The 12,284-nt window shown below is 70.9% G+C and carries 10 protein-coding genes; 4 read left to right on the top strand and 6 right to left on the bottom strand.

Going from position 1 to position 12,284, the window contains the following annotated elements; genetic code table 11:
- Positions 1-82: 82 nt before the first annotated feature.
- Positions 83-256: a hypothetical protein gene (locus GM656_RS13165; RefSeq protein WP_162413810.1), complete on the top strand. Its 174-nt coding sequence runs from the start codon at positions 83-85 to the stop codon at positions 254-256.
- Positions 257-633: 377 nt separating this feature from the next.
- Positions 634-945: a hypothetical protein gene (locus GM656_RS13160; RefSeq protein WP_162414129.1), complete on the top strand. Its 312-nt coding sequence runs from the start codon at positions 634-636 to the stop codon at positions 943-945.
- A gap of 217 nt (positions 946-1,162) precedes the next feature.
- Here the strand turns inward: GM656_RS13160 and GM656_RS13155 are convergent, their stop codons facing one another.
- Together GM656_RS13155 and GM656_RS13150 are read right to left on the bottom strand one after the other, a co-directional pair.
- On the bottom strand, positions 1,163-2,920 hold the full coding sequence (locus GM656_RS13155) for a MutS-related protein (protein WP_162414128.1): 1,758 nt from the start codon (positions 2,918-2,920) through the stop codon (positions 1,163-1,165).
- A gap of 35 nt (positions 2,921-2,955) precedes the next feature.
- Positions 2,956-3,624, bottom strand: a complete 669-nt coding sequence (locus GM656_RS13150) for a DUF2089 domain-containing protein (protein ID WP_241692767.1) — start codon at positions 3,622-3,624, stop codon at positions 2,956-2,958.
- Positions 3,625-3,677: 53 nt separating this feature from the next.
- Here GM656_RS13150 and GM656_RS13145 point away from each other — a divergent pair, with 53 nt between their 5' ends.
- Positions 3,678-4,415 (top strand): sporulation protein, encoded by a 738-nt coding sequence (locus GM656_RS13145; RefSeq protein WP_162414212.1) that lies wholly within the window; start codon positions 3,678-3,680, stop codon positions 4,413-4,415.
- A gap of 25 nt (positions 4,416-4,440) precedes the next feature.
- Here the strand turns inward: GM656_RS13145 and GM656_RS13140 are convergent, their stop codons facing one another.
- Positions 4,441-7,275 carry a DEAD/DEAH box helicase gene (locus GM656_RS13140; protein WP_162414127.1) on the bottom strand — a complete coding sequence of 945 codons (2,835 nt, stop codon included), beginning with the start codon at positions 7,273-7,275 and terminating at the stop codon, positions 4,441-4,443.
- A gap of 129 nt (positions 7,276-7,404) precedes the next feature.
- Here GM656_RS13140 and GM656_RS13135 point away from each other — a divergent pair, with 129 nt between their 5' ends.
- Entirely contained in the window at positions 7,405-8,250 is an 846-nt protein-coding gene (locus GM656_RS13135; protein WP_162414126.1) for a class 1 fructose-bisphosphatase, read from the top strand.
- A gap of 15 nt (positions 8,251-8,265) precedes the next feature.
- Here the strand turns inward: GM656_RS13135 and GM656_RS13130 are convergent, their stop codons facing one another.
- From GM656_RS13130 to GM656_RS13120, 3 genes are all read right to left on the bottom strand, one after another.
- Positions 8,266-9,015 carry a metallophosphoesterase gene (locus GM656_RS13130; protein WP_162414125.1) on the bottom strand — a complete coding sequence of 250 codons (750 nt, stop codon included), beginning with the start codon at positions 9,013-9,015 and terminating at the stop codon, positions 8,266-8,268.
- A 78-nt stretch (positions 9,016-9,093) separates the two neighbouring features.
- The gene (locus tag GM656_RS13125) at positions 9,094-10,863 is read right to left on the bottom strand and encodes a hypothetical protein (RefSeq protein ID WP_162414124.1); all 1,770 of its coding nucleotides are present in this window, start codon (positions 10,861-10,863) and stop codon (positions 9,094-9,096) included.
- Positions 10,860-12,143 (bottom strand): Single-stranded DNA binding protein, encoded by a 1,284-nt coding sequence (locus GM656_RS13120; RefSeq protein ID WP_162414123.1) that lies wholly within the window; start codon positions 12,141-12,143, stop codon positions 10,860-10,862. Before GM656_RS13120 ends, GM656_RS13125 begins: the two co-directional genes overlap by 4 nt.
- Between the last annotated feature and the right edge of the window lie 141 nt (positions 12,144-12,284).

Here is a 12,284-nt window from a genome sequence, read left to right as displayed (position 1 = left end):
CGTGTGGTACCACGTCTGAAACAGATTTATCATATCACCGGTTCAGGGTTCAGATACGTCGAATACGCCGACGTGTGACTCCATGACCGATACGATTCCCGTACCCGCGCCGACCTCGTTCGCCCGCTGGCTCTACAGCGGGCGGTCGGCCATCGAGCGCGCCAATGCAGGTGCGCTCGGTGCGACGCCCCTTCTTCCGGGCCGGGACGCGGTCGTGGACGCCCGTCGAACGGCCCCGCCGCTTCCCGCACGGTAGGCCGTTTCGCCGCCGTGGGACCGGCGTCCCACTCACGGACGCCGCACTGCGCCGGCGCGTCGTCTCTCGTCGCTCCCGAGCGGTCGGCCAGTCTCTCCGAGGCCGACCCCGACACGTCGTCACGCTCAGTTCACTCTCGGCGTGACGCTGTCGCTCCGAGCGTCGTTCCCCCGTCGTATCGTCGCCCAGCGAAGGGTTCCCTGTGGAATCCAGCGCCGGCCCAATTCCGGGCCGGAAGCACGCCCCTCCCGTCACCGACGCACGGTTTCCATCCACCGACGCGCAGCCCCCCACCGACGCGACTCGTTCGGCGAGTGCCCTCCCCGACGGACGCCGGTCCGTCCACCGGGCCCGGTTCGACCCCGGCCGTCGGCGTTATGTCGCTCCAGGCGACTCCCCCGACCGAGGTATCGGCCGACGTATCACTGCGCGTCCCGCGTGGCGGGTCCGAGACCCTCGAGGCGGGCGTCGCCGAGGTCCTCGCGGCCGTCGACGGCGTCGATTCGGTGACCGTCGACCGGGTGACGAGCGTCCGCCCGACGGGGACCGACATCCGCGTCGACGCCGACGTGTCACTGTCGCTCCGCATCTCCGACGAGTCCGACCGGGTCGACGCGAGCACCGCGCTCCTCCAGCAGGGCTTCGGCGTCATGGCGGTCAACCGGGTCGAGGTCGACCGCGAGGCGTGACCGAACCGGTCGCGTTCTCCCGCTGTCGCGCTGTCCCGCCCCGCCGTCCCGGTTAGCCGCAGGCGGCTCCGGGCCTCGCCCGGCGCGGGTTCGACTCCCGTCGGGACGACGATCATGATGGAACACGTCTATCTCGCCGCCGTCATCGACCGACGGCGACGCGACTCGAACAATCGAACACAGTCTCGCCGCACCAGACGGCTGTAACAGCGCGACCCTATTCGTCCGTCCACATCGCGTCCGACAGCGTCCGCTGGACCGCCTGCTCGCCGACGGCGGTCGCGAGCGTCTCGAAGCCGTTTCGCTCGACGGGGTCGGCTGCGTTGGCGACCAGCCGGGAGACGATGAACTCCGGCGTCGACTTGCCCACCGTTCCGAAGCGGGGCTGGTAGTCCACCTGGAGGTCGAGGTCCTGACTCAGCCCTTCCGCGAAGATGCCGTCGGTCCGCGCCTCCTCGGGCAGCGGTTCGAGGTCGTCCGCGAGGTGGGTGACGAACACGCCCAGCGCGTCGCGGTCGACGGTCAGCGTCACGAGTCCGTGCAGCAGGTCGGCGGCGGAGCCGGGCTCGGTGATGGCCTCGAACTCGTCGACGAGCATCAGCGTCCGGTCGCTCTCGGTCAGCGGTGGGACGACCGACCGGAGCGTCGATTCGAGGACGCCGGCGTTGAACGAGGCGTGGCGGCGGTGAAACACGACCGTGTCGACGAGCCCGACCTCCGCTGCTTCGGCGGGCACTGGCAGTCCCATCTGCGCGAGCAACTGGACCTGACACAGCGTCTCGAGCAGGGTCGTCTTCCCGCCGGAGTTCGCGCCGGTGAGCACGGCCACCCGGTCGCCGCTGGGCGGTCGGTTCGCTCGGTCGAGGTCGAGCGAGTGGTCGCCGACGGCGTAGGTGACCGGCTGGACGCTGTCCACGTCCGAGAGCGCGAGGTTCCGCGCCCGCTTGACCGCGATGGTCTTTCTGCCCTCGACGAACGTCGGCCGCGTCAGGTCGAACGCGATGGCGAAGCGGGCAAGCGACACCGAGAGCGCCAGGGCGTCGACCGCCGCGACGGCCGCGTCGATGTCGTCGCGCGCGTCCGCGAGGTCGTCTTCGAGGCGGTCGGCGACGGCCTGCTCGCGCTCCTGGGCGTCCGTCCGAAGCGAGCTTCGGAGGTCCCGGAGGGCGGCGTCGACGAAGTCCCGCGCGTCAGTCGCCTCCCGGGGCATCGCGTCCCGGACCCGCGCGGCGTCGATACCCGTCTCGTCGGTGACGTGACGGACGAGCGCGTCCTGGAACTCTGCAGGTCGGCGCGCCCCCTCCTGGACGGCCTCGACGACCGACATCGATGCGGCGGCGAGGTCCTCGACCTGGCCCAGTTGGTCGCGGAGGCGGTCCAGTTCCTCGTCGGCTCCCTCGCCGACCGAGTCGCCGTCGCCGGCCAGCCCGGCCAGCGCCGCCCTGGCGGCCGAAAGCGCATCGCCGTCCAGCGACGCCACCGACTCGAACACGCCCCCTTCGACGCCGGTCTCTTGGAGCGCCAGCGCCGCCTTCACCGCGGCCAGTTCGCCCCCGCTCGCGTCGTAGCCGTCGAAGGCGTCGAGCACCGCGCGCTGGTCCGCGTCCGACAGGTCGGCCCACGTGTCGCGGGCCGCGAGCACGTCGTCGAGTCGCTCGTCCATCGCCTCCCGCGTGGGAAGCGGCGTCAGCACACGGATCTTGTCGGCCGCGTCCGCCGTGACGGCGTACTCCTCGGCGAGGTCCAGTAGCTCCTTGTACACGTCGCGGGTGTCGCGGGTGGCGAGCAAATCCATCGACTCGGCCCCCGTCGCCCGTCGGAGGATGCGCGTCGCCCGGCCCCGAGAGAGCCCCGCCCCGGTCAGCGCGCGCGTGTCCGCCGACTCGATGGCCTCGATGGCCCGCTCGACGCCCAGCTCCTCGGTGAGCAGTTCGGATGTCTTCGGGCCGATACCCCAGTACTCCTCCAGTCGCATGGGCGTGTGGATGGCGGGGCCCCGCTTAGGCGTTTTCAGTTGTTCGGCCCGTCGTCGTCCAGCCCGAACCGCTCGTGTATCGGGCCCGGATCGCCGCGGGCCTGCCGGGCGGCCCGCCGCGCTGCGCGACGCGCGACGAGCGCACCGAGCGCGGCCGGGACGGCGAGCAAGAGCGACACGAGCGCCGTCTCCTCGGAGACGACCGACGGCCCGTCGGCGAGCAGGACCTCGTACCCGACCGCGAGGACGACGGCGGCCACGCCTGCGACGACGAGGTAGAGCCCGCGTGCGAGCGCCTCGCTGGGGTTTCGAAGCCGCGAGAGGTACCCCGCAGGCCCGAGCCACCCGGCGAGCAGGACCGCCGCGGCGACGGGCAGCGAGAGGTCGCCGACGAGGATGACGACGGCGTACAGGACGAGCGGCGCGACGGCGATTCCGAGCGACAGGCCCGCGAGCGCGACGGCCCACCTGGGTGCGCTGCGATTCACCTCCGGAATCGCCTCCGCCGCCCGCTCGTCCAGCAGTTCGACCTGCTCCTCGGTGAGCAGCGACTCCTCGCAGTGGGGACAGCGCAGCGCCGTCGCCGCAAGCGCCTCTCCACAGGCCGGACAGGTCGGGTCCGACGCCTCGCGCCAGTCTGCCATTGCCCCCCGTTCGCCGCCCAGCGGCTTGAGTTGCCCGCCGTCGGCGGGGCCGTCACTCACTCGCAGCCCACCACGAAGTTTTTACGCGATGGCGTTCCCATCACCCGGTGGACATGAAAGACGTCCTCTCTCGCATCGGTATCGGCTCCGCGACGGTCGATACCGTCCTGCCCTCCAGCACAGTCCGCGCCGGCGAGTCCGTCGACGCCGAGGTCCGTGTCGAGGGCGGTTCGACCGACCAGGACATCGACGCCGTCTACTTCGCCATCGAGACGGAGTACAAGACCGACGAGGGCTTCAAAGACGCTATCGTCGAGCAGTGGCAACTGACGGAGCCGTTCACCATCGAGGCCGACGGACAGCGCAGATTCGAAACGACCATCGACGTTCCCCGTCGGACGCCGGTGACGACGCGCTCGACGGCCGTCGAGATCGAGACCGGACTCGACATCTCGATGGCCGTCGACCCCGAGGACGAGGACCACGTCGAGGTCGAACCGACGCCCCGGACGCAGGCCGTCTTCGACGCGCTGTCCGACCTCGGCTTCACGCTCCGCTCGTCGTCGTGTCAGGCCACGCGCGGGAGCCTCTTTGGCACGTCGGCGAGCTTCGTCCAGGAGTTCGAGTTCCGGCCACAGGGCGGCGAGTTCGCCGGCGACGTGGACGAGGTCGAGGTCGTTCCCGTGTTCGACGACGACCGGCTGACCGTCTACGTCGAGGTCGACCGCCGGGGCGGCCTGCTCGCCGAGGTGACCGACACGGACGAGCGCCACACGAAGCTCACGGTCGAGGACGCAGACGCCGAAGCTGTCCGGCCGCGACTCGCGAGCGCTGTCCGCGATCTGAGCTAGGGGCCACATCCGCAGGGTCCCGCGCTCACTCCCAGAAAGACTGCGTCCGCGCGTACTCCCGTTCCTGCCGGAGGATGTCGCGGTAGAACTCGTCTTCGTCCTCCCGCAGGCGGTTGATGATCCGGGCGGCGTTGTGCGGGCCGACGCCGCGGGCGGCGAGCGCGACCACGGCCCGCTTCCCGTGGCTCTGGACGAGCGAGCCCGAGCGGTAGGCCCGCTCGGTCATCTTCTCTTGCTCCGCGTCCTTCTCGTCGGCCCGGACCGCCGAGACGACCTCCTCCGCCCAGGGGTTCAGCGCGGCCACGCGCGTCGACCCGCACTGCGGACACGACGGCTGGTCGCGGACGCGCTCGACCTGCTGTTTCCGGTCCCAGTCCTTGCAGTGCAGGCACAGGAGGATGACGCGGTCGCTCTGGATGCGCTCGCGCACGGTCTGGATGACGCTGGCGTCGGCGTTCTCCGGCGACAGCAGTTCCCGGCCCGACGAACTGCCGCCGGTCCCGATGGCCGTGTGCTCGCCGACGGTCTCGAGGGCCACGTCGCCGGTCTGGATATCCCGGAGCAGGTCGGCCGTCTCCCCGATGGCGAGGTCCTCGTGGCGGACCTCCCGGAGCGCCTCGTCGTACATCGGCGTGTCCTCCAGCGCGGCCAGCAGGCGGTCGCGGCCGAAGTCGGTCGATCCGCGGCCGCGCCAGCGCTTGAGCGATCCGAACTTCGTGGCGACCTGCGCGAGCTTGAACTTCAGCGCGTCGGCGTTCTTGAGGCTCAGTTCGACCAGCGCGGGCAGGTGATCGGGGTCGGTCTCCTCGACGACCTCGATCACGTCGCCGGCGGTGATCCGCCGCGGGACTTCGAGCGTGATTCGGTAGGGATCGACGTCCATCGCCACTGACGACCCCGCGCGCTGGCCGAGCAGCGCCGACAGCACCCGGCCGAGCGTCTCGTTGATCTTGTGACCGAAACAGGCGTTGACGATCACCTCGCGCCCGTGGAACTCGACGACGACGGTCGCGTCGTCGGGGATCGGCCCCTCGTGCTTCTCCACCTGCGAGAGCCCGTCGGCGACGGTGGTCCGGCCAGCGTCGTAGCGGGTCGCCACGTCGCGGGCGACCGCGCCCACGTCCGCGCCGGCCCGTAACTGCTGGCCCGCGACGCGCCGCAGTTCGCCGACCTCCGCCGCGACCGCCCGCGGGACCGGAATCTCCTGACCGACCCACGACGGGACTTCGCCGGCGGGGTCCTCGATGGGCGAGACGGTCACGACCTCTTCCTCCTCGTCGATGGTAGTGATGCGCCACATCTCGCCGCGCTGGACGAACACCTCGCCGGGGGTCGCGAAGTTGACGACGAACTGCTCGTCCAGCGTCCCGACCTGCTGGCCGGAGGCCACGTCCTCCACGTCGTAGGTCGCCTCGTCGGGGATCATCGAGAGGTTCTGATAGAAGTACTGCCACGTGCCGCGGCGCTTCTCCAGGGTGTCTCGCTCCTCGTCCAGCCAGACGACGTTGTTGGCCGCCAGTTCCTCGACGACTCCTTTGAACTCCGCCTCGGCGATGTCGCGGAACGGATAGGCCCGCGTCAGGATCTCGTAGGCCCGCATCGCGCGAATCTCGCCGGTGTCCATCACCAGGCCGGCGATCTGGTTGGCGACGGTGTCGAGGCTCCCGTCGTGGATCTCCGCGGGCTCCACGTCGCCGTTTCGGGCCTGTCTGGCGATGGCCAGCGCCTCCGGCGTGTCGTCGGCGTCGGTGGTGACGACCGTGCCCGAAGAGACCTGGTCGCGGCGGTGGCCGGCGCGGCCGACCCGCTGGACGAGCCGCGAGACCTGCCGCGGACTGCCGTACTGGACGACGTGGTCGACGTGGCCCACGTCGATGCCCAGTTCCATCGAGGACGTACACAGCAGGGCGTCGAGGTCGCCGGCCTTGAAGCGGTCCTCCACGTCGATGCGGGCCTCCTTCGACAGCGAGCCGTGGTGGACGCCCAGGTCCGTTCCGAGCTCCTTGAACCGCGAGCCGAGCGCCTCGGCGGTCTGACGCGTGTTGACGAACAGCAAAACGGACTCGTGGTCGTCGATGAGATCGGCGATGTAGCGGACGTGGCTCGCGGTCCCCGCGTCGGTGACGAGCGTACTCGACAGCGTCTCGTCGCGGTCGGTGATCTGCGGTCGAACGACCTCGATGTCGAGGCGGCTGCCGATGTCGACCTCGACGATGGCACAGTCGCGGCCGGCGGTGAGGAAGCGGGCGACCTCCCTCGGGTCGCCGACGGTCGCCGAGAGACCGATGCGCTGGAAGGACCCCGACAGTTCCCGGAGTCGCTCGAGGCCGACCGTCAGCTGTGCGCCGCGCTTCGCCGCGGCGAGTTCGTGGACCTCGTCGACGACGACGTGGTCCACGTCTTCGAGCGCCCGGCGGAGCTTCGACCCGGTGAGCATCGCCTGCAGCGTCTCCGGCGTCGTCACGAGCACGTCCGGCGGGTCGTCGGCCTGCTTCTGGCGCTGGTAGTCGGTGGTGTCGCCGTGGCGAACGTCCACGTCGAGGCCCAGGGTCTCACCCCACCAGTCGAGGCGCTGGCGCATGTCGCGGTTCAGTGCCCGGAGCGGCGTGATGTACAGCGCGCCGATGCCGAACCGGTCGTCGGCCTCGGCCAGCGCGTCGAAGACGGGCAGCATCGCCGTCTCGGTCTTGCCGGTGCCGGTCGGCGCGACCACGAGGGCGTCCCGTCCGGTCGAGAGCGTCGGGATGGCCTTTCGCTGTGGCTCGGTCGGCGTCGAGAAGCCCCGCTCGGAGAGCGCGTTCCGCACCGCCGGCCCGAGCGCCGTGAAGGCGTCCTCGCCGCGAGCGACCCCGTCAGTCATCGCCCCTCCCTAGCGGCTACGTCGGGTTAAACACGTTGTCCGCGGTGGGCGCGGGTACAGCCTTATGCCCCTCCCACGAGGAGTGTGGCGTATGACAATCGACGCTCGTTCCCCGGCGGGTGGTCGCCGGTGAACACGCTCGACGAGATCGAACGGGCCGTCAAGGACACGGCGCACTACGTCAGCGGCAATCTCGCCAACCATGCCGACCGCTCCGCCGGCGAGAACCCGAGCGGCGAGGCGCAGGTCGGCGGCGACGTGTGGGCCGACGACCTGTTCTTCGACGCGGTCGCCCACATCGACGGGGTCGGCGCGTACGCGAGCGAGGAACGGGCCGACGTGGTCGACTGCGGCGAGGGCTACAGCGTCGCTATCGACCCGCTCGACGGCTCCGCGAACCTCGCGTCGAACAACTCCGTCGGGACGATCATCGGGGTCTACGACGCGCCGCTCCCCGCGAGCGGCCGGTCGATGGTCGCCTCGATCATGGTGCTGTACGGGCCGTACACGACGCTGACCGTCGCTCGCTCCGATCGCGACGTGGTCCAGGAGTACCTGCTTCGGGATGGCCACAGCGAGCGCTGGGGCCAGTTCAGCCTCCCCGATGAGCCGACTGTGGTCGGCCTCGCGGGCAAGACGGGCGAGCGCAGCGACGCGGTCAACGCCGCTGCCGAGCGCTTCGAGCGGGACCTGAAGCTCCGCTACGGCGGCGCGACCGTCGCCGACCTGGCGCAGGTGCTCGAATACGGCGGCCTGTTCGGCTACCCGGCGACGACCACGTATCCGGGCGGCAAGCTCAGGATCCACTTCGAGGCCGCGCCGCTGGCCTACCTCGTCGAGGCCGCCGGCGGCGCGTCGAGCGACGGCGAACAGTCGCTGCTCGACGTAGACCCCGAGGGAATCCACGACCGGACGCCGACGTTCCTCGGGAACGAGGAACTGGTCGACGAACTCGAGGCGGCGCTCGCCGAGTAGTCGCCGAGACCGCTCTCAGACCCGCCGGTACGCGCCCAACCGCGTCCCGTCGAGCAGGAACGCCTCCGAGCCAGTCATCCCGTCGGGCAGGAACGGCGCGAGAAAGTCCTGTCCATCGACGTTGACCCACGTCCCGCCCGAGCGGTCGTTGAACGCCGGGAAGACCACGAGGTCCGCGTCCGCGTCGAGATCGCCGTCGAACCGTTCGGCGAACGGCTCGGGGACGAGCGAGCCGCGGAGCCACGCCCGCTCCTTGCGCGACCCCCCGACGCTGTCCTCCAGTCTGACGACCGGGTGCTCGTGGCCAACGCAGACGACCTCGGCGGCGAGCACGTCCGGCGCGGGCCACGTGTGGCCGTGGGCGAAGCCCACGTCGCCGATGCGAACCCCGTGCCCGGGCGTCACCGTCACGTCGGGAGCGAGATCGGCCACCACGTCCGCCAGGCCGCCGTCGTGGTTCCCCTTCACGACTGTCACTGGCACGTCGAGAGCGTCGAAGAGTGCCGACAGCTCCTCGCGCTCCGCCCGAAAAGGGTCGCCGATGGCGTGGCCGAGGTCGCCGACGACCACTAGCCGGTCGGCGCGGGCACGGTCGAGCGCGTCCAGCAGCCGCTCGCGGCGGTCCTCGGCGGCCGACTGGAGTTCGACGCCCTCGTAGCGCAGGCCGGCCTCGATGCCGGCGTGGTAGTCCGCGACCGCCAGCAGGCGCTCGCCGTCGGTGTCGACCGTCGCGGCCGGAACGCCGGGCAGCGGTTCGACGCGCATCGGCGCTCGGTTGGGTCCCTGCGGAGAAAAGGGCCGCGGCTCGACTGGCGGCGGCGATCCGTCGGACGGCAGGCCGCCTCAGATCGGAGTGAGCCTGCCGTCCTCTGGCTCGTAGCAGCGCCCGCCCATCAGCGCGTCCTGGATCGCGTCCTCGACGGCGTCGGTGTCCGCGCCGTAGCGGCTCGCGACCGTCGAGCGAAGTTCCTCGCGGTCGGCCCCGCCGCCGTCGTCGAGGTCCTGCATGACCTCCATGACGGCGTCTTCGAGGTCCACGTCTTCGGCGGGCGCGTCCTCGCCCGCGGAGTCGCCGGCGGTGGTCTCGTCGGCTCCGGCGTCGGTCGCGGTCTCGGGGGTCTCGGCGGGCGCGTCGCTCGTCGCCGCGCCGGTACTCGGCTCGGGAGACTCGTCGCCGGCCGGCGCACCGGACGAGTCGGGCGCGGGCTCGGCGTCGGCGGCGTCGGCTGGCGCGCCCTCCTCGGCCGCCTCGGCCAGGTCGTCGGGGTCCGGCGTCTCGATGTCGGCCTCGCCGGGGTCGTCGACCTCGGCCCCGCTCTGGAAGGCCGTGCCGTACTCCTGTTCGATCTCCTCGCGCTCGTCCTCGTCCAGTTCGAACTCGGTGTCGAAGTCGCCGAGGTCGTCGTCGGATTCGGACGACGATTCGGGCTCGTCCTGCACCGTCGGGTCGGCGTCGGTCGCCGACTCGCTCGACGCCGACGACGTCTCCGCGGGCTCGCTCGGTGCGGGCGTCGAGGGGACGTCCTCGCCTGCGGAGTCGCCGGCGGTGGTCTCGTCGGCTCCGGCGTCGGTCGCGGTCTCGGGGGTCTCGGCCGGGGCGTCGCTCGTGGCTGCATCGGTGCTCGGTTCGGCGGACGCGTCGCCGGCCGGTGCGCCCGGCGAGTCGGTCGCGGGCTCGGCGTCGGCGGCTTCGGCGGGCGCACCCGTCTCCGCCGCCTCGGCCGGATCGGCGTCCGCCGTCGGTTCGCTCTCGGCGGAGCCTGTTTCGACCGGCTCCGCCGTTTCGTCCGACTCGTCGGCAGTCGTGTCGTCGGACGCGATTTCGGACGGCGAATCGTCCGCCATCCCGGCGGTCGTCGCATCTGTGGCCGTCGCGTCGATGTCGGTCGTCGCCAGAACGGGGAGCGGGTCGTCGGTCCCGTCGCCGGGCGACAGCGACAGCGGGTCCGCCTCGCCCGTCTCGCCGGCGACGACGCGGGCGGCGTCGAGCGCCGTCTCCCGGAGCGCCTCCAGGTAGTCCCCGGTCGTGCCGTAGTGGTCGAGCGCCAGCGCGATGCCGGCCGCGGCGCTCTCGTCGACGCCCTGTTCGAGGAGCGCGTTCCGGAGGTCCTCGCCGGTCAGGCCGGTCTGCTTGGCGCTCGCCATCTGTCCCACGCGGGCCGCCGTCTGCTCGGCCGCCTGGACGACCCAGCGGTCGCGCGTGTCGGCGTCGACCTGGCTGATGCTCTCCGGGCGGACGGAGGTGAACACGCGGTCGCTGTCCTCGGGCTGGAACGTCCGGGCCTTGCCCGTGACGGCGACGAACATCGGGGGTTCGGCCGCTTCGAGGACGGCCAGTTCGTCTGGCTGGTACTGGCCGGCGTAGACGACGAACGGTCCGGTCGGATCGACGATGCGGGCGCGCAGCACGTCGTCGTTGACCCGCTCGATCTCGGTGAGGACGCCGACGAGGAACAGGCGGTTGACCCGCGCGCCGGTCGGCGTGACGACGTAGTTCGGGGCCCGCTCCTCGTCGGACTCGGAGTACGAGAAGTCGGCGTCGTCGAACTCCGCGGCGAACAGTCGGTAAGCGACCTCGCGCCGGCCCGCGCCGCTGTCTTCGGACTCGCTCATGCCTCCGCCTCCCGGAGGAGGGTCTCCGCGCGGGTCGCCGGATCGTCGTCGGCCTCGGCGAACGTCGAGGCGGTGAGGTTCGCGCCGTACTCGTCGACCGACAGCGACCCGCGGACGACGTACTCCCGGCCGACGATGCGGTCGGCGATGCGCTCGGCGACGACCTCCTTGTCCATGGCGTTGCGGGCGTGCTCGCGGGCGTCGTCGATGTCGCCGCCGTAGACGGCCGCGGTCAGTTCGTCGCCGAGGACGACGGTGACGGTACCGGTGCCGTCGTCGAGGATCGCCTTCGTCCGCAGGTCGTCCTCGCCCTCGACGGTCCCGTGGGAGCGACACTGCCCGTTCTGGATGACGCGCCCGCACTCGGGACAGCGCTCGATGAGGCCGGAGCCGTCGCGCACCTCGATGACGTTGCCGACCAGTTCCACGTCGAACAGGCCGCCACTGTCGACGGCCTCGTGGACCGAAATCCGCGGGGCGTCCTCGGCCACCTCGACGGTCCGGTCGAGCGCGGTGACCGTCGAGAACTCGGAGACGTTCACCGAGGGCGCGCCGCGGAACTCGCGGACGAACGACTCCTCGATGCGGACCGACGCGCCGACCTCGATCTCACCGTGTGGTTCCCAGTCGGTAAAGGGGAGCCGCCCGCTCTCGTCGCCGAGCACGCCGCTGAGGATGGTCGTCTCGCCGTCGCGCCCGTCGATGACTTTCTGCTCGCACTCGAGGACCTGCACCTCGACGGTGATGCCGCGGTCCCCGGGTTCCAGGTCTGACAGCGACGCTCGGCCGCCGACCTCGTAGTCGATGGCGAGCGTCTCGTCGACGACCTCCGGCTGGGTGCTGTCGCCGAGGTTCAGTTCGGGCTTGCCGTCCCACTCGCGGACGCCGGCGTTGCCGAGCCGGACGGTCTGGCCGGGTTCGAGGTCGCCGGAGAAGCCGTCCCACGCGGTGTAGGAGATCTTCCCGGTCTCGTCGGCCAGTTCGCCCTCGCGGATGACGTGCTGTTCCCCGTTGTACTGGATGGATCGCCGGCCCGACGTGAGCACCACGGCGGTGACCGTCACGTTCGAGTCGCCGGTCGTGACCTCGCTGATGGCCTTGCTCGACGGCGTGCCGTCGCCGCCGCTCGAACTGCCACCGCCGTACTTCCGTCTGAGGCTCTGCTTGGCCTCGTCCATCGGCACGGAGTAGTTGACGAGGTTCTCCAGGTCGCGTTTGACCTCCTCTTTGTCGACGCCGAGGTCGGAGGCGAGATCCTCGGCATGGTCTTCGAGAGACATCGACAGACGGTTCGACGGGGCCACTCAAAAGCGTTGTCTGCGACCGTCACTGCTGCCAGTACTCGCTCCGTCTGCAAAAACGGCCAAAATTCTTATCTACGATACTGGGAGAACATTCAATCATGGATCTGAAACGCGTCA

Source organism: Haloarcula salina, assembly GCF_010119195.1.
In the GTDB taxonomy this organism is placed as follows: Archaea; Halobacteriota; Halobacteria; order Halobacteriales; family Haloarculaceae; genus Haloarcula; species Haloarcula salina.
Note: the sequence above shows the minus strand (reverse complement) of the source record. Positions and strands in the feature narration are given on the sequence as shown.

Coding starts and splice junctions, on each gene's coding strand:
- GM656_RS13165 (WP_162413810.1), top strand. CDS start 83: ATGACCGATACGATTCCCGTACCCGCGCCGACCTCGTTCGCCCGCTGG.
- GM656_RS13160 (WP_162414129.1), top strand. CDS start 634: ATGTCGCTCCAGGCGACTCCCCCGACCGAGGTATCGGCCGACGTATCA.
- GM656_RS13155 (WP_162414128.1), bottom strand. CDS start 2,920: ATGCGACTGGAGGAGTACTGGGGTATCGGCCCGAAGACATCCGAACTG.
- GM656_RS13145 (WP_162414212.1), top strand. CDS start 3,678: ATGAAAGACGTCCTCTCTCGCATCGGTATCGGCTCCGCGACGGTCGAT.
- GM656_RS13140 (WP_162414127.1), bottom strand. CDS start 7,275: ATGACTGACGGGGTCGCTCGCGGCGAGGACGCCTTCACGGCGCTCGGG.
- GM656_RS13130 (WP_162414125.1), bottom strand. CDS start 9,015: ATGCGCGTCGAACCGCTGCCCGGCGTTCCGGCCGCGACGGTCGACACC.
- GM656_RS13125 (WP_162414124.1), bottom strand. CDS start 10,863: ATGAGCGAGTCCGAAGACAGCGGCGCGGGCCGGCGCGAGGTCGCTTAC.
- GM656_RS13120 (WP_162414123.1), bottom strand. CDS start 12,143: ATGTCTCTCGAAGACCATGCCGAGGATCTCGCCTCCGACCTCGGCGTC.